Here is a 20,560-nt window from a genome sequence, read left to right as displayed (position 1 = left end):
GCAGCCGCTCGCGGGTGTCCAGGTTGTAGACGTGGGCGACGACGACGAAGGCGTCGGGCGGCTCGTCCACGATGACGGACCACCGAGCGGGGGTGAGGACCATGGGCGCGTCGCCCTGGTCGGCGACGTTCGCGGTGCTGCAACGTATCGGCCGCTCGCTCATGATGCCCATCGCCGTGCTGCCCGCCGCCGGCCTGCTCTTCCGCTTCGGCCAGGACGACCTGCTCGGCAAGGACGGCCTCGGCGGCCTCCTGCCCTGGATGCTGCCCGTCGCCAACGTCCTGGCCGCGGCCGGCGGCGCCCTGTTCGACAACCTGCCCGTGCTGTTCGCGATCGGCGTCGCGATCGGGTTCGCGCGCAAGTCCGACGGCTCCACCGCCCTCGCCGCCCTGGTCGGCTACCTGGTGTTCGACCGCGTCAGCCGCACGCTCTTCTACGACGCGGGTCACGGCGCGGTCTACGACAAGGTCGTCGTCACCACCCCGCAGGGGCCGATGCTCAACCTGGGGGCCCAGAACCCCACCGGCGTGCTCGGCGGCATCGTCATCGGCATCACCGCGGCGCTGCTCTGGCAGCGCTTCTACCGGCTGAAGCCGCCCCCGTGGCTGGCCTTCTTCGGCGGACGCCGCTCGGTCCCGATCATCACCGCCGTCGCCGCCCTGCTGCTCGGCGTCGTGTTCGGGCTGGTCTGGCGGCCGGTGGGCGACTGGCTGTCCGGCGTCGGCGACTGGCTCTCGGCCCACGGCACCGTGGGCACCGGCATCTACGGCGTGGCCAACCGCCTGCTGATCCCCGTCGGCCTGCACCACTTCCTCAACACCATCGTCTGGTTCACGCTGCCCGAGTGCCACGCCGGCGTGAACGGCGCCACCCGGGACGCCGCCGGCGACCTGAACTGCTACTTCGCCGGCGAGCAGGGCGCCGGCATCTTCATGACCGGCTTCTTCCCCGTCATGATGTTCGGGCTGCTCGGGGCCGCCATCGCCATGTGGCGGGCGGCCCCGCCGGAACGCCGCAAGTCCGTGGGCGGCATCATGTTGTCGGCCGGGCTGACGGCATTCATCACCGGCATAACCGAGCCCCTGGAATTCGCCTTCATTTTCGTCGCGCCGGTGCTTTTCGTGGTGCACGCCCTGCTGACCGGGCTGTCGATGGCCCTGATGGCGGAATTGGGCGCGCGGCTCGGCTTCACCTTCTCCGGCGGCGCCATTGACATGCTGCTGAACGCCAGCAAATCGAACACCCACCGGCTCGGGCTGATCATCGGCTTCGGGCTGCTGTATTTCGTTCTCTATTATCTGATCTTCGCGTTCCTGATCCGCCGCCTGAACATCCCCACCCCCGGCCACGAACCCCCCGCCCCGCCGGCCCCCTAGGCGCCCCCGCGCCGACGACGAAGCCCCCGCCCTCCTGCTCGCGCAGGGGGACGGGGGCCCGTTCAGGCTCGCCTCAGCGGGTCAGACGGCGTTCTTCGGGTCGCCGTGGCAGCGCTTGTACTTCTTGCCCGACCCGCAGGGGCAGGGCGCGTTGCGCTCGACGTTCCCGTACGCGGCCCGCTCGGCCGACGTGGTGCGCACCCGCGTGTGCTCGACGTCGCCCTGCTCGCCCGGGGCGGAGTACTCAAGCTCGGCCGGGCGCTGCGGCGCGCGCAGGGCGGTGGAGATGATCGACCGCGTCTCGGTGACCGCGGCGTCCTCCTCCTCGACGATCGGGTTCTCCTGCACCTCGACCTCAAGGTTGAACAGGAAGCCGACGGAGTCCTCCTTGATGCCCTCCAGCATCGCGGAGAACATCTCGAAGCCCTCGCGCTGGTACTCGATCTGCGGGTCCTTCTGCGCGTAGGCCCGCATGCCGATGCCCTCGCGCAGGTAGTCCATCTCGTAGAGGTGCTCGCGCCACTTGCGGTCGAGCACCGACAGGATGACCTGACGCTCGAAGTTGCGCGTGGCCTCCGCCCCGAGCTGCTCCTCGCGCCTGGCGTACGCCTCCAGGGCGTCGGCCTTGATCTTCTCGGAGATGAACTCGGCGGTCAGCTCCTCGCGGCTGCCGGCCTCCTCGACGAGGTTGTCGATGGTGACCGTGACCGGGTAGAGCTCGCCGAACGCCTTCCACAGCCGGTCGAGGTCCCACTCCTCGGCGAAGCCCTCGGAGGTGGCGCCCGCGACGTAGCCGTCGATCACGTCGCCGATGAAGCCGCGCACCTGGTCGTGCAGGTCGGCGCCCTCCAGCACGCGGCGGCGCTCGGAGTAGATCACCTTGCGCTGCCGGTTCATGACCTCGTCGTACTTCAGAACTTCCTTGCGGATCTCGAAGTTCTGCTGCTCGACCTGGTGCTGGGCGGAGGCGATGGCCTTGGAGACGATGCCCGACTCGATCGGCTGGTCGTCGGGGATGCTCAGCCTGTTCATGATCAGCTCGACCCTGGCCGCGTTGAACAGGCGCATGAGGTCGTCGCCGAGCGAGAGGTAGAAGCGCGACTCGCCGGGGTCGCCCTGACGGCCGGAACGGCCGCGGAGCTGGTTGTCGATGCGGCGCGACTCGTGCCGCTCGGTGCCGAGGACGTAGAGGCCGCCGAGCTGGGTGACCTCGTCGTGCTCGGCCTTGACGGCCGCCCTGGCCTTCTCCAGCGCCTCGGGGTAGGCCTTCTCGTACTCCTCCGGCGTGTCGACCGGGTCGAGGCCGCGCTGGCGCAGTTCGAGGTCGGCGCGGAACTCGGAGTTGCCGCCGAGCATGATGTCGGTGCCTCGACCGGCCATGTTCGTGGCGACGGTGACGGCGCCCTTGCGGCCCGCCTCGGCGATGATCGACGCCTCACGCGCGTGGTTCTTCGCGTTGAGCACCTCGTGCGGCACGCCGCGCCGCTTGAGCGCCTTGGACAGCCGCTCGGACTTCTCCACCGACGTGGTGCCCACGAGGACCGGCTGACCGGCCTCGTAACGCTCCTTGATGTCCTCGACGACCGCGTTGAACTTGGCGTCCTCGGTCTTGTAGACGACGTCCGGCTGGTCCTTGCGGACCATCGGCCGGTTGGTCGGGATCGGGACGACGCCCAGCTTGTACGTCTGGTGGAACTCGTTGGCCTCGGTGGCGGCCGTGCCGGTCATGCCGGACAGCTTGGCGTAGAGGCGGAAGTAGTTCTGGAGGGTGACCGTGGCGAGAGTCTGGTTCTCGTCCTTGATCTTCACGCCTTCCTTGGCCTCGATGGCCTGGTGCATGCCCTCGTTGTAGCGCCGGCCGTGCAGCACGCGGCCGGTGAACTCGTCGACGATGAGCACCTCGCCGTCGGCGACGATGTAGTCCTTGTCCTTCTTGAACAGCTCTTTCGCCTTGAGCGCGTTGTTCAGGAAGCCGACCAGGTGGGTGTGCTCGGGCTTGTAGAGGTTGTCGATGCCGAGCCAGTCCTCGACCTTCTCGACGCCGGCCTCCAGGATGCCGACCGTGCGCTTCTTCTCGTCGACGATGTAGTCGCCGGTGCTCTCCTCGCCCGGGTTCTTCGCCTCGACGCCCTTGCGCAGCCGCGGCACGATCTTGGCGAACTCGCTGTACCACTTGCCCGACTGCTCGCCGGGGCCGGAGATGATCAGCGGCGTGCGGGCCTCGTCGATGAGGATCGAGTCGACCTCGTCGACGACCGCGAAGTTGTGGCCGCGCTGGACGCACTCCTCCAGCGACCACGCCATGTTGTCGCGCAGGTAGTCGAAGCCGAACTCGTTGTTGGTGCCGTACGTGATGTCGGCCTCGTACTGCTTGCGACGCTCGTCGGGCGCCTGCCCGGACACGATGCAGCCGACCTCCAGCCCGAGGAAGCGGTGCACGCGGCCCATGGTCTCGGCGTCGCGCTTGGCCAGGTAGTCGTTGACCGTGACCACGTGGACGCCCTTGCCGGACAGGGCGTTGAGATAGGCGGGCAACGTACAGGTCAGGGTCTTGCCCTCACCGGTGCGCATCTCGGAGATGTTGCCCAGGTGGAGGTTGGCGCCGCCCATGATCTGCACGTCGAAGTGCCGCTGGCCGAGCACGCGGCGAGCCGCCTCGCGGACGGTCGCGAACGCCTCGGGAAGCAGGTCGTCGAGGCTCTCGCCGTCGGCGTAACGCTGCTTGAACTCGTCGGTCAGCGCGCGCAACTCCGCGTCGGACAGGCTCGTGAAGTCGTCCTCGATGGAGTTGACCTGATCGGCGATCCGCTTGAGCTTGCGCAGAGTCTTGCCTTCGCCGGCACGTAGGATCTTGTCGAGAATGGCTGCCACTTTATGTAAAGCTCCTCGCAGGTCTACCCCGGCGGCGCCGCCAGGAGGAGAGGCCGAGACAAACTTCCCCGGTTGCCATCGTAGGCGGTTCCGCAACCAGACACAGCCACCGTGACGACGAGGGCGCCGGACACGTCTGGGAGAATGGGGCCAAGGCAGAGGGTATGCCGGTTGAGCGCCGGTTCGCACCAATAGCGGGATATCCGGCAAAGGAAGGATTTAGTCATGGTTGAGGGGAAGAAGTCCGAGCACACGGAGAATCTCGGCAACCACGGCGGGCGCGCCTCCTCGTGGCTGGCCGTGACTGTCATGGTGGTGGGCACCATCGTGGCCGGCTTCGGGCTGACGGCCGACAACTGGACGCTGGTCTGGGTCGGCGCCGGTGTGTTCGTCGTCGGCGGCATCCTCGCCCTCGTCTTCGACATCTTCACGGACGTGGTGATCGACGCGCCCCGCGTCGGCATGCGCGCCGAAGACCACCGCTGACCCACCCGGCACACGGCGGGCCCCGACGGACCGGGCGCCCGCCGTTCCCATGCCCGGCCCCTCCTGGACTCTTTCTTCTCGGCATCCAATTCCCCAACCCCGGTACATCGGCGTGTCGCCCCCGCCCCTCCTGCCCCTCGCCCGGCGCGTCTCTCCCCGGGCCGGCACATGCCGGGGAGCGGGCCGATTCTGTCGGTGGGCGCCGCTAAATTCCTCCCATGGATAGCCCTACCGTCCCCCAAAGCCTCCCGGGGTTCGCCGCATGACGAACGTGACCGACCTGACCGCCGACGAGGCGCGCCGGGTCATCCTGCGCGCCCAGGGGCTCATCGGCGCCGACGCGCGCAAGGGCGGGGTGCGCGGCATGCTCCGCCGGCTCGGCGCCGTACAGCTCGACACGATCTCCGTCCTGGCCCGCTCCCACGAGCTGGTCGCCTACGCGCGCCTGGGCGCGGTGGGCAGGCCCACGGTCGAGCGCGCCTACTGGCACGATCCCGCCCAGAGCTTCGAGTACTGGTGTCACGCCGCCTGCATCCTGCCCATCGAGCACTGGCCGCTCTACGCCTTCCGGCGCCGCGCCTACCGCGACCGGCGCTACCGCTGGCACGAGGTGCCCGACAGCGTCGACAAGCTGCTGCAGCAGGTGCGCGACTCGGGCCCGCTCACGACGTCCGACGTCGGCGGCGCCAAGAACGGCGGCCCGTGGTGGGACTGGTCCGACTCCAAGATCGGGCTGGAGTGGCTGCTCGACATTGGTGAGATCACCTGCGTGCGCCGCGTCGGCTGGCGCCGCGTCTACGACCTGACCGAGCGCGTGGTGCCCGCCGACCTGCTGGCCGACGACCTGCCCGACGAGGAGTGCGTCGTCCTCCTGGCCGCCATCGCGGGCCGGTCGCTCGGGGTGGCCAACCGTACCGACCTGCTCGACTTCCTGCGGCTCAAGGGCAAGTACGCGGCGATGCTCGACCAGGCCCTGCTCAGCGGCGCCGCCGGGCTGGTGCCGGTCAAGGTGGCGGGCTGGCCGGCCAAGAAGGGCCAGGCCAACGCGTGGGCCGATCCGCAGGCGCTGGAGTCCGAGCCGCGCGGCCGCCACCGCACGACGCTGCTGTCGCCGTTCGACTCCCTGATCTGGCACCGCGGCCGCACCGAGCGCGTCTTCGGCTTCAAGTACCAGCTTGAGCTCTACGTGCCCAAGGAGAAGCGCGTCCACGGCTACTTCACGATGCCGGTGCTGGCCGGGGGCCGCCTGATCGGCCGGGTCGACCCGGCTCGTGAGGGCACCACCCTGGTCGCCCGTCAGGTCCACCTGGAGCCCGGCCTGTCCCCGGCCAAGTGGGCCGACGCCTTCCGCGACGCCCTGTGGTCGGCCGCCGATTGGGTGGGCTGCGACGCCGTCCGCGTCGAACGCACCGACCCTCCGGAGCTCGCCCACCTCCTGACCGCGCCACGGCCGTAGATCATCAGCGGGCCGGCGCCACGGCCGCGCCCGCCACGGCCGGAGAAAGGGGAACAGCGAACGAGGGACGGCGATCGCGCCGGCTCACCGTCCCGGGAGGACAGATCCGGGGGCGCGGCCGGCGGCCTTCGCACATGCCCGCGCCAGGGTCAGGTGATCTCCAGCATGCGTTCGCGTACCGCGTAGACCACCGCTTCCATCCGCGAGTGCAGCTGAAGCTTGTCGAGGATGTTGCGGACGTGGTTCTTCACCGTGTTCTCGGAGATGAACAGCTGCTTGGCGATCTCGCGGTTGTTCATGCCCTTGGCGACCAGGCGCAGGACCTCCATCTCGCGGTCGGTCAGCCGGGGCACGGGGAGCTGCGGCGGGCGTTCGGCCTCCTTGCGGCTCATGTTCGCGAACTCGCTGATGAGCTTGGCGGCCATCGCCGGGTTGATTAAGGACTGGCCCTCGTGCACGCCCCGCACCGCGGCGGGCACGTCGTTGATCTGCACGTCCTTCAGCAGGTATCCGGTGGCGCCGGCCTTGATGGCCTCGAAGAGGTCCTCCTCCTCGTCGCTCACCGTCAGCATGATGATGCGGGTGCTCGGGACGGACGCCCTGATGCTCTTGGTCGCCTCGATCCCGTCCTGCCGGGGCATGCGCACGTCCATCAGCGCGACGTCGGGCATGAGGCGATCGGCCAGTTCGACCGCCTCCTGCCCGTCGCTCGCCTCACCGACCACCTCGATGTCGGGCTCCGCGGCCAGCGTCAACGCCAGGCTTCGCCGGATCAGCTCGTGATCGTCAACGATCAGCACGCGGATCGGCTCGCTGTCTGCCGTGCGGACCTCGCCGGACTCGGTCACGAGCCCTCCTCGGTCCGACTTGCGCCTGCCTTGCTCACGGGGAACCTGCTCATCGGACGGCCGCTCCGCTGTCACGCCCGGTCGGGGCCGTAGCGGCGGTCCGCATGGCGGTTGTCCCGTCAGTACCCTCGCTTCGCTCGCTCATCTGAACCTGACTGAGCTCGCTCACGTCTCCTCCTCGTCGGGGGGCCAGAGCCGTCGGACCGCCATGATGGCACGTATGGCACGGTCCTCGGGTGGTCGAGAAGATCTTCCGGTGTGCGATCAGGGCTCTACGAGCCGCAACACGCCGTAGTTGTACCCGCGCCGGTTGTAGACCACGCTCGGCAGGCCGCTCTCCTTGTCACGGAACAGGTAGAAGTCGTGCCCGACCAGTTCCATCTCGAGCATGGCCTGGTCGATGGTCATGGGTTCCGCTCTGTGGAACTTCTCCCGCACGACGAGCGGGCCGTCGCCGTCCATCTCGATCGGGACGATGTCGTCGTCGAGCTTGTCCTCCTGCACCGGCAGGTCCTCGTAGGACTCGGCCGGCTCGGGGACGGGCTTGGCTCCCCGGGACGGCGGGCCGGCGACGTCAGGGAGCGTCGCGGTGAGCTCCGCCACCGAGGGCGGGCAGTGGTTGCCGTGATGGACCTTGCGCCGGTCGGCCAGCCGGCGGAGGCGGCCTTCCAGCTTGTCGAGGGCCAGGTCGAGGGCTACGAACCGGTCGTCGGCCGAGGCTTCGGCGCGGATGGCCGGGCCTTTCGAATGGATGGTGAGTTCGACGCGCTCGCGCTGGTCGGCGAGGCGAGGGTTGCGTTCTTTGGACACCTCCACATCGACTCGGATGAGTTTGTTGTCCAGACGTTCGATCCTGGCCAGCTTGGTCGTCACCTGGTCTCGGAACCGGTCACTCACTCCTGTGTGCCGACCCTTGACGATGATGTCCATGCAACAGCCCCCCTTCGTCTAACGACTGAGCAAGAGCGCCCGACGATGTGCGTACCGGACGGGGTTTCCTGTCCGCCTCTCTGTCACCGCTACCCTCTTCCGCCACGACGTCACCGGGTTCTCGGGTGGCACCCGTCCGGCCGACCTGGTCTTCGACCCCACATTCGCCTGCTGAGGATTTCGCAGCTCTGTTGCCACTACTGCCCTTCTCTTCTGGCGAGGGACATCTGGACCCTCGGGAAGGCAGGACTTACCCCTAAGCCGCACCGTGATCGGTCGACAAAGAGTCGCCTTACGTGGACCGTTTTGCCTGCGGCTGGCCTCGGCTAGCAGAGCCGGGGACACCGACTCTGCGCAACCACGGACCCGGACGGGTGCCATGTCAGAACGCTATCCGCATCCTGGGCGAATGTCAGCCGGAGGCTCGGCCAAAGGATCACTTTCCGTGATTTTCCCGGAGTTCCGGACGTCCGAATGACCCCGGCGCCGTCGGTCGCCAACCCCTGCGGCCACGCGGCTTCCGGTCGCCTGAGCTGTGCCATCTCTTGTTCCCGGGAAGAGACATCCCCTCTTCAAGACGTCCCCAAGAATTGGATCTTTCTTTACCGACAGTGATGCAGAGCAGTTTCAAGATCTTCGGCGTGTCGCGGCGAGGGTGGCCGCCAACGGCACCCGCAGACCGGCGGCGCGCAGTGCTCGCGCGGCTTCGGTGAGCGAGGCGCCGGTGGTCAGGACGTCGTCCAGCAGCACCGCAGACGGCGCTGGAGGGCCTTTCACGCGCCCGGCCACACAGAGGGACCCGGCGAGGTTCGCGGCGCGCTGCGTGGAACTCAGGCCCGCCTGGTCGGCCACCCGCCGAGCCTGCCGCAGCGCCGCCCACGGCTCGGCCCGCACGCCGGACGCGACCAGATGACGGGCGACGAGCACCGCCACCCGGCCCATGGGATCGTGCCCACGGACCCGCAGCGCCCTCCTCGCGCTCGGCACCGGCACGACGGCGAACGGCCCCCGCGCCCATCCGGCCCCGGTCCCCGCCGCCGCGCCCAGCGCCGTGAGCACGGTGAACGCCAGCACCTGCGCCAGCACGCCGGCCAGCCCCACCGCCCCTCGCTCCTTGTACGCCAGGATCGCCGCGCGGGCCGCGCCCTCGTACGACGTGGCCGACCAGCACTCGGGCAGGCCGGGCGGGCCCGGCTCAGGCCCGCGCCTGGCGGGCGCGACCGCCATCCCGGCCGCGCATCCGGCGCAACACCGCGCCCCGGCACGCCCGCAGCCCACGCAGGACTGCGGCAGAAACACATCGAGCACCCCCGCCAACACGCCCCCAGCATGCCCCCCACCACCGACAGTTCCCCGGCTCCGCGCACGCGCCTCCAGCTCAGATGGGAGGCGGTCCGGGGGACGGGCCCCTCGCAGTCCCGGCGGAGGACCCACCCAAGGCACGACCGAACCCAGGTGGGAGGCGGTCCGGGGGACGGGTTCAGCCCAGGGGGAAGAAGGGGTTCTTGGCGTTGGGTTCGATCTTGCTGGTCCAGCCCTGGCGGTCCTGGTTGAGCTCGATGATCTTGGGGCCCTTCTCGGTGCTCGCCTCCGCGAGCACCCGCCCGTTCAGCGCCGTCACCCCCGCCAGCCGGTCCTTCAGCGGGATCCCGATGGTCTCGCCGTCGCCGATGTCGATCTCGTTCAGGATCTGCCCGGCCTTGCTCTTGATGAGGACGAGCAGGTGCTCGTCGTCCTCCCAGGCGATGTCCTCGATCTCGTACTCGACCTCCGTCGAGGTCAGCGTCTGGAGGTTGCCGAGCATGGGCCCGTTGAGCCCCTCGCTCAGCGCCCCGAGCTGCACGGTGTTCTTGCCGGTGCGCAGGGCCACCCGCACGCCGTCCCTGGCGATCCGGAACGCGGTGACGTCGAGGCCGTCGAGCCCGGGGGCGGAGACGCGCTCGGGGCCGCGTCCGCCGTTGGGGTCGTACCGCAGGACCACCTTGTTGTGCTGGTCGAACGTCCACAGGGAGCCGTCGCGGCGCCAGGTGGGGTCGGTGAGGTCGGCGCCCTCGACGACCTGCTGCCAGCGGCCCTCGGGGGTGAGCCCGGCGATCGAGATGCCGGTGGAGGTCCGGGCCGCGACGATCGCGCCGGTCTGCTGCGTGGACAGCGCGAACGCCTTGAAGTCGGTGTTCCCCTCCCCCGCCGGTCCGGACACGGCGACGCCCGGGCCCTCGTCGCTCATGACGTGCACGGACCCCTTGCTGGTGTAGTACGGCGTGCCGCCGCCGTTCTCCAGCCAGTGGGCCTCCAGGTTGGGCGGCTCGGTCCAGTACTGCTCGCCGTCGACCTGCACCTCGATGGTGCGGCTGTTGGCGACCTTGTTGCTGGTCAGGCTGTACTTGAGCTGCGCCACCAGGGCGGCCTTCTCGCCCAGGTCGAGCGGCAGGAGCGGGCCCGAGAAGTTGATCAGGACGCGGTCCTCGCCGGTGCCGACCGACTCGACCTGCGTGCCCTCGGGGAACACGGTGCCCACGGCGCCGCGCAGCGCGCCGCTCGGCCCCTTGAGCAGCCGCTTGACGATGGTCTGGGCGAAGGTCTCGGTCGGCTTGAGCCGCAGGCACACCCGGTCGACGACCAGGCGCTCGCGGGCGCTGTTGAGGTAGTACAGGTTGGTCAGCCGGTACGCCCGCGCCACGTCGGACTTGGTGAGCAGCAGCCCGTCCGGCAGGTCGTCGACCCGGTAGGCGCCGCGGGCGTCCTTCTTGAGCACGAACGACCGCTCGGGCGCGTTCCCCGACAGCGGCACGTACGCGTCGTCGGGGTCGATGCGGGCGACCTGCTTGCCCTTGAGCCCGTACGTCTCCGGCTCGTCGCCCTCCCCCGGGGGGTCCACCTGGTACGCGTCCTCGATCACCGTCACCGGCCCGGACGCCTTCCACTTGGCCTGGGCCTTGGGCGTCAGGTACCTGGCCAGCACGGTGGGGTCGTCGGGGTAGGCCGCCATGGCCGCCTGGAGCCCCTTGATCAGGTACTCGGGGTTCCAGTCGTCGCGCGGCGGGACGGCGATCATGCGCTGGAACGGCTTGTTCAGCGGATCGCCGCCCCCGGTGTCGCTCACCGTGTACGGCCCGCTCACCGGGATCACGGTGCACCCCGAGCCCGCGCAGGCCACGGCCGCGGCGAGGGCGACCGCGGCGCCCACCCGTCTAGTCCTCCTCATGGCCGCCTCCGTCCCCCGAGGCCGGGAGCAGCACCGGCGTCATGTGGCTGCGCCAGGTGCGCCGCATCTCGATCTCGGGCGGCACCAGCGACAGCGGCGAGCCCTTCAGGTCGGCCCCGGCCAGCCTGGGCAGCGTGAGGCGGAACTGCGAGCCCTCGCCCGGCTGCCCCCACGCCTGCAGCCAGCCGCCGTGCAGCGTGGCGTCCTCGCGGGAGATGGCCAGGCCGAGCCCGGTGCCGCCGATGGTCCTGGCCCTGGACGGGTCGGCCCGCCAGAACCGGTCGAAGACCATCGTCTCCTCGCCCGGCTTGAGCCCGATCCCGTGGTCGCGCACGGCGACGGCGACGGCGTCCCGGTCGGCCCCCACGGTCACCACGATCTCCCTGCCCTCGCCGTGCTCGATGGCGTTGAACAGCAGGTTGCGCAGGATGCGCTCGACGCGGCGGTTGTCGACCTCGACCATGCACGGCTCGTGCGGCAGGCGGATGTCGAAGCGGGTGGAGTGGCGCTCGGCCAGCGCCTCGGAGTCGGCGATGGCCCGGTGGACGACGTCGCGCATGTCCACGGAGTCGACGTCGAGCGTGGCGGCGCCGGCGTCGTAGCGGCTGATCTCCAGCAGGTCGGCCAGCATCGACTCGAACCGTTCGAGCTGGGCCTGCATCAGCTCGGCCGAGCGGGCGGCCATGGGGTCGAAGTCCTCGCGGGCGTCGTACAGCAGGTCGGCGGCCATGCGGACGGTGGTCAGCGGCGTGCGCAGCTCGTGGGAGACGTCGGAGACGAACTGGCGCTGGACCTGCGACAGCTCCTCAAGCTGGTGGATCTTGAGCGCCAGGTTGGCGGCCATCTCGTTGAACGAGTTCGCCAGGCGGGCCAGGTCGTCCTCGCCGCGCACCTTGAGGCGTTCGTCCAGCTTGCCGGCGGCCAGGCGCTCGGCGGCCTGGCGGGCCAGCCGCACGGGCGTGACGACCTGCCGCGCGACCAGGTACGCGATGGCGGCCAGCAGCAGCACGAGCCCGAGCCCCACCACGACGATGGCCAGCCGGACGTTGGACAGCAGCTCCTCTTCCTCGCTGAACGGGAAGAAGTGGTAGACCTGGTAGTCCTGGCCGGTCGTGGGCTCGTGCACGACGCCGCCGACCACGAACGTCAGCGTGGCCTGGCTCTGCCCGGCGAACCTGATCGACTCGATCTGGATCTCGGTCTTGCCGTACTCGGCCCGGTTCATGTACTTCTGCAGGCGCTGCCGGAGCGAGGCGGGCACGTCGGCCTGCACCACCCGGCCCGAGGCCCGCGACATGCCGGGCTTGGCCTCGTTGAGTATGAGCACGTCGTAGCGCTTCTTGGAGCCGTCCTCGCCCGACCCGGTGACGGTGTCCATGACCTCGTCGAGCGGGTTGACCTTCTGGTCGGTGTCGGGGGCCTTGGCGCCGTCGTCGGAGGGCGGGATCAGCGCGTCGGCGATCTGCAGCCGGTCGGCGTACGCCTCGTTGAGCGACGACTGCTGGCTGCTCGCGACCACGGACCGGTTGATCTCGTCGGACAGGAACGTGCCGAGGACGACCACGACGGTCACGGAGATCACCAGTGTGCTGGTGACCACCTGGAGCTGGAGCGAGCGCCGCCACACGCTGCGCACCCGGCCCGCCGCACGGCGCACCCTCCGGCGGACGCCGCCGAGAATCTGGCGGATCGTCCGTCGGCGGGCTTTTCTGGTCGGGGGCATGGCGGGGCGGGGCGAAGGCTAGGCGGGGCCGGCTTTGTAGCCCACGCCGCGGACCGTCACGACGATCTCGGGGTGCTCGGGGTCCTTCTCGATCTTGGCGCGGAGTCGCTGCACGTGCACGTTCACCAGCCGGGTGTCGGCGGCGTGCCGGTAGCCCCAGACCTGCTCCAGCAGGACCTCGCGGGTGAAGACCTGGCGCGGCTTGCGGGCCAGGGCGACGAGCAGGTCGAACTCCAGCGGCGTGAGGTTGATCGTCTCCTCGCCGCGCTTGACCGAGTGGCCGGCCACGTCGATGGTGATGTCGCCGATCTGCAGGATCTCGGGCGTCGGCTCGTCGGTGCGGCGCAGCCGCGCCCGCACCCGCGCCACGAGCTCCTTGGGCTTGAACGGCTTGACGATGTAGTCGTCGGCACCGGACTCCAGCCCGAGCACGACGTCGATCGTGTCGCTCTTGGCGGTGAGCATCACGATCGGCACCCCCGACTCCGCCCTGATCCTGCGCGCCACGTCGATGCCGTCGGCGCCCGGCAGCATCAGGTCGAGCAGGACAAGGTCCGGGCGTGTATCCCGGAACGCGTCGAGGGCCTTGTCGCCGTCGGAGACGAAGGACGGCTCGAAGCCTTCTCCGCGCAACACGATGCCGAGCATCTCGGCGAGAGCGGCGTCGTCGTCGACGACCAGCACGCGACCTTTCATGGCCCCTCATTCGTTCTACGCATTGTGGGACATACCCGCACGATCGCTGAAGGTTACCCTTGGTCGGCCCATGTGTGGGACATGAGCCCTACGAAAGGCGAATTTTAGGTTCCCCCGGCAACCACAAACCCAGTCTGCGGTAACGGAGCGACTTTCGGCCATCCCCGGCTGCCTTCCTTGCCCCGTTTCGCCGATAAATGAGGGCAAGATGAGCCGGCGAATCACCTCGGTGACACCAGCCACCCGCCCAGCGTGCCAGGATTGGGATATGTCAGACGGTCACGGACGCACGCCCGAGACGCCCCCAGGCTGGTCTGCCGAACAGCCCCCGCCCTACAGCGCCCCGCAGGCTTCACCGTGGACCGCGCCGGGATCGCCCACGCAGACGCCGTACGGCCAACCGTACGAGCCGCAGGGCGAAGCCCCCCAGCCGCCGCCCTACGGCCCGCCGGGGCCTCAGCCACCCTACCCCCAGCCGGGCCACCCGCAGTCCGGTCATCCGCAGCCGGGGTACCCCCAGCCCGGATACCAACAGCCCGGATACCAACAGCCCGGATACCAACAGCCCGGCTACCAGCAGCCCGGCTACCAGCAGGGCGGCTACCAGCAGCCCGGCTACGGCTACATGCCGCCGCCCGCGCTGCGGCCCGGCATCATCCCGCTGCGGCCGCTGGGGCTCGGCGACATCCTCGACGGCACGATCAAGCTGATCAGGTCCAACCCCAAGGCCGTGCTCGGCCTGTCCGCCGTCGCCGCCCTGCTCGGCGCGGTGCCGCTGGCCGTGGGACAGGCGGTCATGTTCGGCTCGATGGGCGACATCCTCGACGACCCGCAGGCCGCCTCCGCCGGTCTCGACAGCTTCTACGGCATCGTCGCCCAGTACGGCGGCATGCTGGTCTCGTACGCGATCCAGTTCGTCGTGGTCACGGTGCTGACCGGCGTGCTGACGCGCATCCTCGGCCGGGCCGTCTTCGGCGGCAACATCACCGCAGCCGAGGCCTGGCACCTCAGCAAGGGCCGGCTCCCGGCGCTGTTCGGGGTCGTCGGGCTGATGGCCGCCATGATGGTCGTGCCCCTGATCGTCCTCGCGCTGGTCGTGGTGGCGCTGGCGATGAACGTCTCCTCCTCCGAGGGCGTCGGACTGACCCTCGGCGTGATGGGGCTGTTCGTCCTGCTGTTCATCCCGTACTACCTGTTCATCACCACGCGCTTCGCGTTCGCCGCGCCCGCCGTGGTGCTGGAGGGCAGGGGCCCGATCGACGCGATGCGGCGCTCGTGGCACCTGGTGACCGGCGACTTCTGGCGGGTGCTCGGCATCCTGCTGCTGACGTCGCTGCTGGTCGGCCTGGTGTCGGGGGTGCTGTCGGTGCCGTTCTCGTTCGGCGGGACGCTGATCGGCATGCTCGGCGCCGGCTCGCCGGGCTCGGCCGTGATCGCGGCGGTGTTCATCGCCGCCGGCGCGACGCTGAGCGCGATGTTCTCCTACCCCTTCCAGGCCGGCGTCTCCGGCCTGCTCTACGCCGACCGGCGCATGCGCGGCGAGGCGTTCGACCTCGTGCTGCAGACGGCGGCGATCGAGCAGCAGCGCCAGGGTTGGGTGCACGCCTCGGCCGACGACCTCTGGCACCCGTCCAACTCAGCCAGGTCGTGAGCCCGGTCGGCCGGGAGGAGGCGGCGCGCAAGGCGGCCGAGGAACTCCTCAAGCCCGGATACGAGAAGGAATCCCTGTTCGACCAGCTCTACCGGCGTTTCGTCCAGTTCATCGGCGACCTGACCGACGCCGTGACGGGCGGCGGCCCGGCCGGCGGGATCATCGCCGCGGTCGTGATCACACTCATCATCCTGGGCGTGATCCTGCTGGTCGGCTGGCGGCTGCGCAGGACCGCCCGGCGGAACGCCATGGCCGTCGGCGGCCTCTACGGCGAGCGCGTGCTCAACGCCGCCGAGCACCGCAGGGCCGCCGAACGCCTGGCCGCCGAGGGCGACTGGACGCAGGCCATCCGCGAACGCCTCCGCGCCATCGCCCGCGACCTGGAGGAACGCGCGCTGGTGGACGGCATGCCGGGCCGCACGGCCGACGAGCTGGCCGCCGAGGCGGGCAGGGCGCTGCCCGGCTTCGCCGCCGAGCTGGCCGCCGCCGCGCGCTCGTTCGACGACGTCAGCTACGGCGGCGTGCCCGGCACGCAGGCCGCGTACCAGGCGATGAGCGACCTGGACGAGCGGCTGCGCCAGGCGCGGCCCGTCCCGCTCGCGGTGGGAGGCGGGCCGTCGTGAGCGTCTGGAACTCGGAGCCGGCCGCGGCCGGCAGCGCGCCGAGCGCGAACACCACCCCGGTCACCGCCCCGGCCACCACCTCGGTCACCACCTCCGCGCCGGGGCCCGCCGGGCCCTCCGCCGCCACCTCTCCCACCGCCCGCTCCACCTGGCGGGCGAGCCGCGTGATCGTCGTACTGGGCCTGGTCGTCGTCCTGGTCGCGGTGGCCGCGGTGCTGCTCGGCCCGCAGCGGGGGCCCTCGCGTTTCCTCGACCCCGCCGACACCTCGCTCGCCGGGTCCAAGGCGCTGGCGGAGCTGCTACGGGCGCGGGGCGTCCAGGTCGACCGGGTCGACTCGGTCGAGGCGGCCGCCGCCAAGGCCGCGGGCGGCGGCCGGCTGCTGCTGGTCACCGACCTGACCTACCTCGACGAGCACCGCCTCGCCGAGATCCCCGGCGACCGGCTGATCGTCGGCGACCTGCCCGGCCTCGGCGTGCTGGCCCCCGGCACGAGCACCGAGCGCGAGCCGTCGCGGGTGCGCTCCCGCGAGCCCGGGTGCGCACTGCCCGCCGCCACGCGGGCCGGCAGCGCGCACGTCGGCGGCCTGGTGCTGAACGGCCCGCCCGGCGCCGCCTCCTGCTACCCCGCGGGCGACGGCTACTCCCTGGTCAGCTACCGCACCGGCGACGGCGCCACCACCACGGTCGTCGGCGACGGCGCGTTCATGACCAACCTGCGCCTGCCCGAGGACGGCAACGCGGCCCTCGCACTCAACCTCGTCGGCACCGGCAGGCCCGTCACCTGGCTGGTCCGCCCGGACAATCCGCCCCCGCTCGACCTGCCCGGCTCCGAGGGCAAGTCGATGTACGAGCTGATGCCTCCGAGCGTGCCGTGGGCGATCCTGATGACCTGCCTGACCGTGGCGCTCGTCGCGTTCTGGCGGGGGCGCCGCCTCGGACCGGTGGTGACCGAGAAGCTGCCCGTCGTCGTGCGGGCCGCCGAGACGGTCGAGGGCCGCGGCAGGCTCTACCGCGCCAGGAGGGCCAGGCAGCGGGCCGCCGACTCGCTGCGCGCCGGCACGGTCGATCGGCTCACGCCCCGCCTGGGCCTGGCCCAGGGCGCCGGGCCGCACGAGCTGGTCGCGGCCCTGGCGGCGCGGATCGCCGACGACCCGCAGGTGGTCGGCGCCGCACTGTACGGCCCGCCGCCGGCCGACGACGCCGGGCTCGTCGCGCTGGCCGGGTACTTGGACTCCATCGAAAGGCAGGTCAGTGAACTCTGAGGAGACTTTCCGCGTGGCCCCCTCGGGCGAGGCGGCCAGGGAGGCGCTCGGCGCGCTGCGGGCCGAGGTGTCCAAGGCCGTGGTCGGCCAGGACGCCGTGGTCACCGGGCTCGTCATCGCCCTGCTGTGCCGGGGGCACGTGCTGCTCGAAGGCGTGCCGGGCGTGGCCAAGACGTTGATGGTGCGCACTCTCTCAGCGGCCCTGTCGCTCGACTTCAAGCGCGTGCAGTTCACGCCCGACCTGATGCCGGGCGACGTGACCGGCTCGCTGATCTACGACGCGAAGTCCAGCGAGTTCGAGTTCAGGGAGGGGCCGGTCTTCACGAACCTGCTGCTCGCCGACGAGATCAACCGAACCCCGCCCAAGACGCAGGCGGCGCTGCTGGAGGCCATGGAGGAGCGGCAGGTGAGCGTGGAGGGCGCGGCCCGTCCGCTGCCCGACCCTTTCGTGGTCTGCGCGACCCAGAACCCGGTCGAGTACGAGGGCACCTACCAGCTCCCCGAGGCCCAGCTCGACCGGTTCCTGCTCAAGCTCACCGTGCCGCTGCCGCCGCGCGACCACGAGATCTCGGTGCTCGAACGGCACGCGCGCGGCTTCGACCCGCGCGACCTGTCCGACGTCAAGCCCGTGGCCACGGCCGAGGACCTGGCGGCCGGCCGCGAGGCGGTCTCCCAGGTGCACGTGGCCCCCGAGGTGCTCGGCTACATCGTCGACGTGGCCCGTGCGACCAGGAGCTCGGCGTCGCTGCAGCTCGGCGTCTCGCCGCGGGGCGCGACGGCGCTGCTGGCCGCCTCCAGGGCGTGGGCGTGGCTGTCCGGGCGTCCCTACGTGACGCCCGACGACGTGAAGGCGCTGGCCAGGCCGGCGCTGCGGCACCGCGTCCAGCTGCGGCCCGAGGCCGAGCTGGAGGGCGCGACCGCCGACGGCCTGCTCGACGGCATCCTGGCCTCGGTCCCGGTCCCGCGCTGATGGCCGGCTGCGACGCACGCGAGAGGTCCGCGGCGGGCTCGGCCGGGAGGCGCCGATGGCTCTGACGGGACGCGCCGGGCTGCTCGCTGCGGCCGGGATCGTGGTCGTGCTGCTCGCGCCGCAGCCCGGGGCCGCGCTGGCCGGGGTCTGCCTGCTGCTGGCCGCCGCGATCATCGTGGACCTGGTGTTCGCGGGCGCCGTGCGACCCCTGCGGTTCCACCGTTCGGGCGACACGCTCGTACGGCTGGGGCAGACGGCCACGGTGGAGCTGATCGTGGAGAACCCGGGCCGCCGACGGGTGCGCGGCCGCATCAGGGACGCCTGGCCGCCCTCGGCCGGGGCCGTCCCCCGGGTCGCCGAGCTCGACGTGCCGGGCGGCGAGCGGCGCAGGATCGTGGTCACGCTCAACCCGACCAGGCGCGGGGACCGGTCGTCGGTGGCGGTGACCGTGCGCTCGGTCGGGCCGCTCGGCCTGGCCGCCCGTCAGGGCAGCCACCGTTCGCCCTGGTCGGTGCGGGTGCTGCCGCCGTTCCTGTCGCGCAAGCACCTGCCGTCCAGGCTGGCGCGGCTGCGCGAGCTCGACGGCCGGCATCCGGCGCTGGTGCGCGGGCAGGGCACCGAGTTCGACTCGCTGCGCGAGTACGTGGTGGGCGACGACGTGCGGTCCATCGACTGGCGGGCCACGGCGCGCCGCAACGACGTGGTCGTGCGCACGTGGCGGCCGGAGCGCGACCGGCGCGTGCTGATCGTGCTCGACACCGGCCGCACGTCGGCGGGCCGGGTGGGCGACGCGCCGCTGCCCCTGGCCGGGGCCGCCGCGCAGGGTCCGGGGCTGCTGGTACGTCCCGACCCGCGGCCCGCCCCCGGCTGGCCGCGGCTCGACTGGTCGATGGACGCGGCGCTGCTGCTGGCCGCGCTCGCCGCCAGGGCCGGCGACCAGGTCGACTTCCTGGCCTACGACCGGGCGGTGCGCGCGTGGGTGAGCGGCGCGTCCCGTACCGAGCTGCTGTCGTCGCTGGTCAACGTGATGGCGCCGATCGAGGCCGAGCTGGTCGAGGCCGACGGGCAGGGCATGGTGGCCGCCGTCCTGTCCCGGGCCAAGCGGCGCTGCCTGGTCGTGCTGCTCACCGACCTCAACGCGGCGGCGCTCGACGAGGGCCTGATGCCGGTGTTGTCGCAGCTGTCCTCGCGGCACCTGGTGCTCGTCGCGGGCGTGTCCGACCCGCGGGTGGCGGCCATGGCGGCCAGGCGCGGCAGCACCGAGGAGGTCTACGACGCGGCGGCGGCCGAGCAGGCCCAGCTCGCGCGCCGGCGCATCACGGCCAGGCTGCGCCGGCACGGCGTCGAGGTCGTGGACGCGCCGCCCGAGGACATCGCGCCCGCGCTGGCGGACGCCTACCTGGCGCTGAAGGCCGCGGGCCGGCTCTAGACCGGGGGCCGCTAGGCCGTGGGGGCGACGTCGGGGGCGCGTTCGACGTCGCCGGTCTCGTTCTCGCGCAGGGCTCTGCGGCCGAAGACGATCACGTACGTCAGGAAGGCCGCCTCGGCGAGCACGCCGATGCCCACCCGCACGGCCGTGGGCAGCCCGGACGGCGTCACGAACGCCTCGATCAGGCCCGACACGAACAGCACCACGACCAGCCCGAGCGCGACGCTCATCACCGCCCGGCCCTGCTCGGCCAGCGCCTCCAGCCGTTTGCGCGGCCCTGGATCGATCACCGTCCAGCCCAGGCGCAGGCCGACGGCGGCGGCCAGGAAGACGCCGGTCAGCTCCAGCAGGCCGTGCGGTGTGATCAGGCCGAAGAAGATGTCCAGCTTGCCCCTGGAGGCCATCAGCCCGGCCGAGACGCCGACGTTCTCGGCGTTGCTGTAGAGGATGAACGGGATGGGGATGCCGAGCAGGATGGCGTAGATGATGACCTGGGCCGACACCCAGGCGTTGTTGACCCACACGTGGCTGGCGAAGGAGGCGGCGGGGTGCTCGGAGTAGTAGTCGGCGAAGTCGTGGTCGACGAGCTGGGCGATCTCGTCCGGCGAGGCGATCGACGCCTGCACGTCGGGGTTGGCGGCCACCCACGCCCCCAGCACCCACGCGACCGCGATGCTGGCCAGCGCCGCGGCCAGCCACCACCACCGCGCCCGGTAGGCCACCACGGGGAAGGAGACGGTGAAGAAGCGGGCCAGCTCCCGCCAGGCGGGCGTGTGCGCGCCGGTCACCGCCGACCTGGCCCTGGCCACCAGCGCCGACAGCCGTCCGGCCAGCACCGCGTCGCGGGAGGAGGAGCGCACGATGGACAGGTGCGTGGACACCCGCTGATAGAGGTCGACCAGTTCGTCCACTTCCGCGCCGGTCAGCGAGGAGCGGTTCTTGACCAGGTGGTCGAGCCGGTCCCAGACGGGGCGGTGTGCTGTGACGAACGCATCGATGTCCACCCGACCATTGTGGCCGCTCGATCAATGCGG

General features: G+C 71.1%; 16 protein-coding genes. 8 read left to right on the top strand and 8 right to left on the bottom strand.

The window, feature by feature from the left end; translation table 11 throughout:
• The first annotated feature begins 101 nt into the window (after positions 1-101).
• Positions 102-1,376 carry a PTS transporter subunit EIIC gene (locus ACWCSD_RS11285; RefSeq protein ID WP_397164982.1) on the top strand — a complete coding sequence of 425 codons (1,275 nt, stop codon included), beginning with the start codon at positions 102-104 and terminating at the stop codon, positions 1,374-1,376.
• Positions 1,377-1,457: 81 nt separating this feature from the next.
• Here ACWCSD_RS11285 and secA read toward each other — a convergent pair whose 3' ends face one another.
• The gene (gene secA, locus ACWCSD_RS11280; protein WP_358282774.1) at positions 1,458-4,247 is read right to left on the bottom strand and encodes a preprotein translocase subunit SecA; all 2,790 of its coding nucleotides are present in this window, start codon (positions 4,245-4,247) and stop codon (positions 1,458-1,460) included.
• Positions 4,248-4,472: 225 nt separating this feature from the next.
• On the opposite strand from secA, the gene ACWCSD_RS11275 reads away from it, so the two are divergent.
• Together ACWCSD_RS11275 and ACWCSD_RS11270 are read left to right on the top strand one after the other, a co-directional pair.
• Complete coding sequence (locus tag ACWCSD_RS11275) at positions 4,473-4,733, top strand: HGxxPAAW family protein (protein WP_357970282.1); 261 nt, start codon at positions 4,473-4,475, stop codon at positions 4,731-4,733.
• 262 nt (positions 4,734-4,995) lie between these two features.
• Positions 4,996-6,189: a winged helix-turn-helix domain-containing protein gene (locus ACWCSD_RS11270; protein WP_364325729.1), complete on the top strand. Its 1,194-nt coding sequence runs from the start codon at positions 4,996-4,998 to the stop codon at positions 6,187-6,189.
• A 149-nt stretch (positions 6,190-6,338) separates the two neighbouring features.
• Here ACWCSD_RS11270 and ACWCSD_RS11265 read toward each other — a convergent pair whose 3' ends face one another.
• From ACWCSD_RS11265 to mtrA, 6 genes are all read right to left on the bottom strand, one after another.
• Complete coding sequence (locus ACWCSD_RS11265) at positions 6,339-7,037, bottom strand: response regulator transcription factor (protein WP_352326269.1); 699 nt, start codon at positions 7,035-7,037, stop codon at positions 6,339-6,341.
• Positions 7,038-7,301: 264 nt separating this feature from the next.
• Complete coding sequence (gene hpf / locus ACWCSD_RS11260; RefSeq protein WP_358282772.1) at positions 7,302-7,967, bottom strand: ribosome hibernation-promoting factor, HPF/YfiA family; 666 nt, start codon at positions 7,965-7,967, stop codon at positions 7,302-7,304.
• Positions 7,968-8,594: 627 nt separating this feature from the next.
• Positions 8,595-9,275 (bottom strand): ComF family protein, encoded by a 681-nt coding sequence (locus ACWCSD_RS11255; RefSeq protein WP_449914151.1) that lies wholly within the window; start codon positions 9,273-9,275, stop codon positions 8,595-8,597.
• A 172-nt stretch (positions 9,276-9,447) separates the two neighbouring features.
• On the bottom strand, positions 9,448-11,172 hold the full coding sequence (locus tag ACWCSD_RS11250) for an LpqB family beta-propeller domain-containing protein (RefSeq protein ID WP_397164988.1): 1,725 nt from the start codon (positions 11,170-11,172) through the stop codon (positions 9,448-9,450).
• Complete coding sequence (gene mtrB, locus ACWCSD_RS11245; protein ID WP_397164989.1) at positions 11,159-12,895, bottom strand: MtrAB system histidine kinase MtrB; 1,737 nt, start codon at positions 12,893-12,895, stop codon at positions 11,159-11,161. Before mtrB ends, ACWCSD_RS11250 begins: the two co-directional genes overlap by 14 nt.
• 18 nt (positions 12,896-12,913) lie before the next feature.
• The gene (gene mtrA / locus ACWCSD_RS11240) at positions 12,914-13,591 is read right to left on the bottom strand and encodes an MtrAB system response regulator MtrA (protein ID WP_043620615.1); all 678 of its coding nucleotides are present in this window, start codon (positions 13,589-13,591) and stop codon (positions 12,914-12,916) included.
• 268 nt (positions 13,592-13,859) lie between these two features.
• Between mtrA and ACWCSD_RS11235 the strand changes: the two genes are divergently transcribed.
• The 5 genes from ACWCSD_RS11235 to ACWCSD_RS11215 are packed head-to-tail and all read left to right on the top strand — an operon-like array spanning position 13,860 to position 19,526.
• Positions 13,860-15,242, top strand: coding sequence for a glycerophosphoryl diester phosphodiesterase membrane domain-containing protein (locus tag ACWCSD_RS11235; RefSeq protein ID WP_449914149.1), 1,383 nt, complete (start codon positions 13,860-13,862; stop codon positions 15,240-15,242).
• A complete protein-coding gene (locus tag ACWCSD_RS11230; RefSeq protein WP_397164992.1) occupies positions 15,239-15,865 on the top strand; it encodes a DUF4129 domain-containing protein in 627 nt (208 codons plus the stop codon). Before ACWCSD_RS11235 ends, ACWCSD_RS11230 begins: the two co-directional genes overlap by 4 nt.
• A complete protein-coding gene (locus ACWCSD_RS11225; protein ID WP_449914148.1) occupies positions 15,862-17,127 on the top strand; it encodes a DUF4350 domain-containing protein in 1,266 nt (421 codons plus the stop codon). Before ACWCSD_RS11230 ends, ACWCSD_RS11225 begins: the two co-directional genes overlap by 4 nt.
• A gap of 13 nt (positions 17,128-17,140) precedes the next feature.
• Complete coding sequence (locus ACWCSD_RS11220) at positions 17,141-18,097, top strand: AAA family ATPase (RefSeq protein WP_358282759.1); 957 nt, start codon at positions 17,141-17,143, stop codon at positions 18,095-18,097.
• Between the two features lie 55 nt (positions 18,098-18,152).
• Complete coding sequence (locus tag ACWCSD_RS11215) at positions 18,153-19,526, top strand: DUF58 domain-containing protein (protein WP_352349265.1); 1,374 nt, start codon at positions 18,153-18,155, stop codon at positions 19,524-19,526.
• Positions 19,527-19,537: 11 nt separating this feature from the next.
• Here ACWCSD_RS11215 and ACWCSD_RS11210 read toward each other — a convergent pair whose 3' ends face one another.
• Complete coding sequence (locus tag ACWCSD_RS11210; RefSeq protein WP_358282754.1) at positions 19,538-20,530, bottom strand: stage II sporulation protein M; 993 nt, start codon at positions 20,528-20,530, stop codon at positions 19,538-19,540.
• Positions 20,531-20,560 lie beyond the last annotated feature (30 nt).

It is taken from the genome of Nonomuraea sp. NPDC001684, from assembly GCF_053596515.1.
This window is presented reverse-complemented; position numbering and strand designations above follow the sequence as displayed.

Excerpts from the sequence above, each read along its gene's own strand:
- ACWCSD_RS11285 (WP_397164982.1), top strand. The coding sequence starts at position 102 with ATGGGCGCGTCGCCCTGGTCGGCGACGTTCGCGGTGCTGCAACGTATC.
- ACWCSD_RS11275 (WP_357970282.1), top strand. The coding sequence starts at position 4,473 with ATGGTTGAGGGGAAGAAGTCCGAGCACACGGAGAATCTCGGCAACCAC.
- ACWCSD_RS11270 (WP_364325729.1), top strand. The coding sequence starts at position 4,996 with ATGACGAACGTGACCGACCTGACCGCCGACGAGGCGCGCCGGGTCATC.
- hpf (WP_358282772.1), bottom strand. The coding sequence starts at position 7,967 with ATGGACATCATCGTCAAGGGTCGGCACACAGGAGTGAGTGACCGGTTC.
- ACWCSD_RS11250 (WP_397164988.1), bottom strand. The coding sequence starts at position 11,172 with ATGAGGAGGACTAGACGGGTGGGCGCCGCGGTCGCCCTCGCCGCGGCC.
- mtrB (WP_397164989.1), bottom strand. The coding sequence starts at position 12,895 with ATGCCCCCGACCAGAAAAGCCCGCCGACGGACGATCCGCCAGATTCTC.
- mtrA (WP_043620615.1), bottom strand. The coding sequence starts at position 13,591 with ATGAAAGGTCGCGTGCTGGTCGTCGACGACGACGCCGCTCTCGCCGAG.
- ACWCSD_RS11235 (WP_449914149.1), top strand. The coding sequence starts at position 13,860 with ATGTCAGACGGTCACGGACGCACGCCCGAGACGCCCCCAGGCTGGTCT.
- ACWCSD_RS11215 (WP_352349265.1), top strand. The coding sequence starts at position 18,153 with ATGGCTCTGACGGGACGCGCCGGGCTGCTCGCTGCGGCCGGGATCGTG.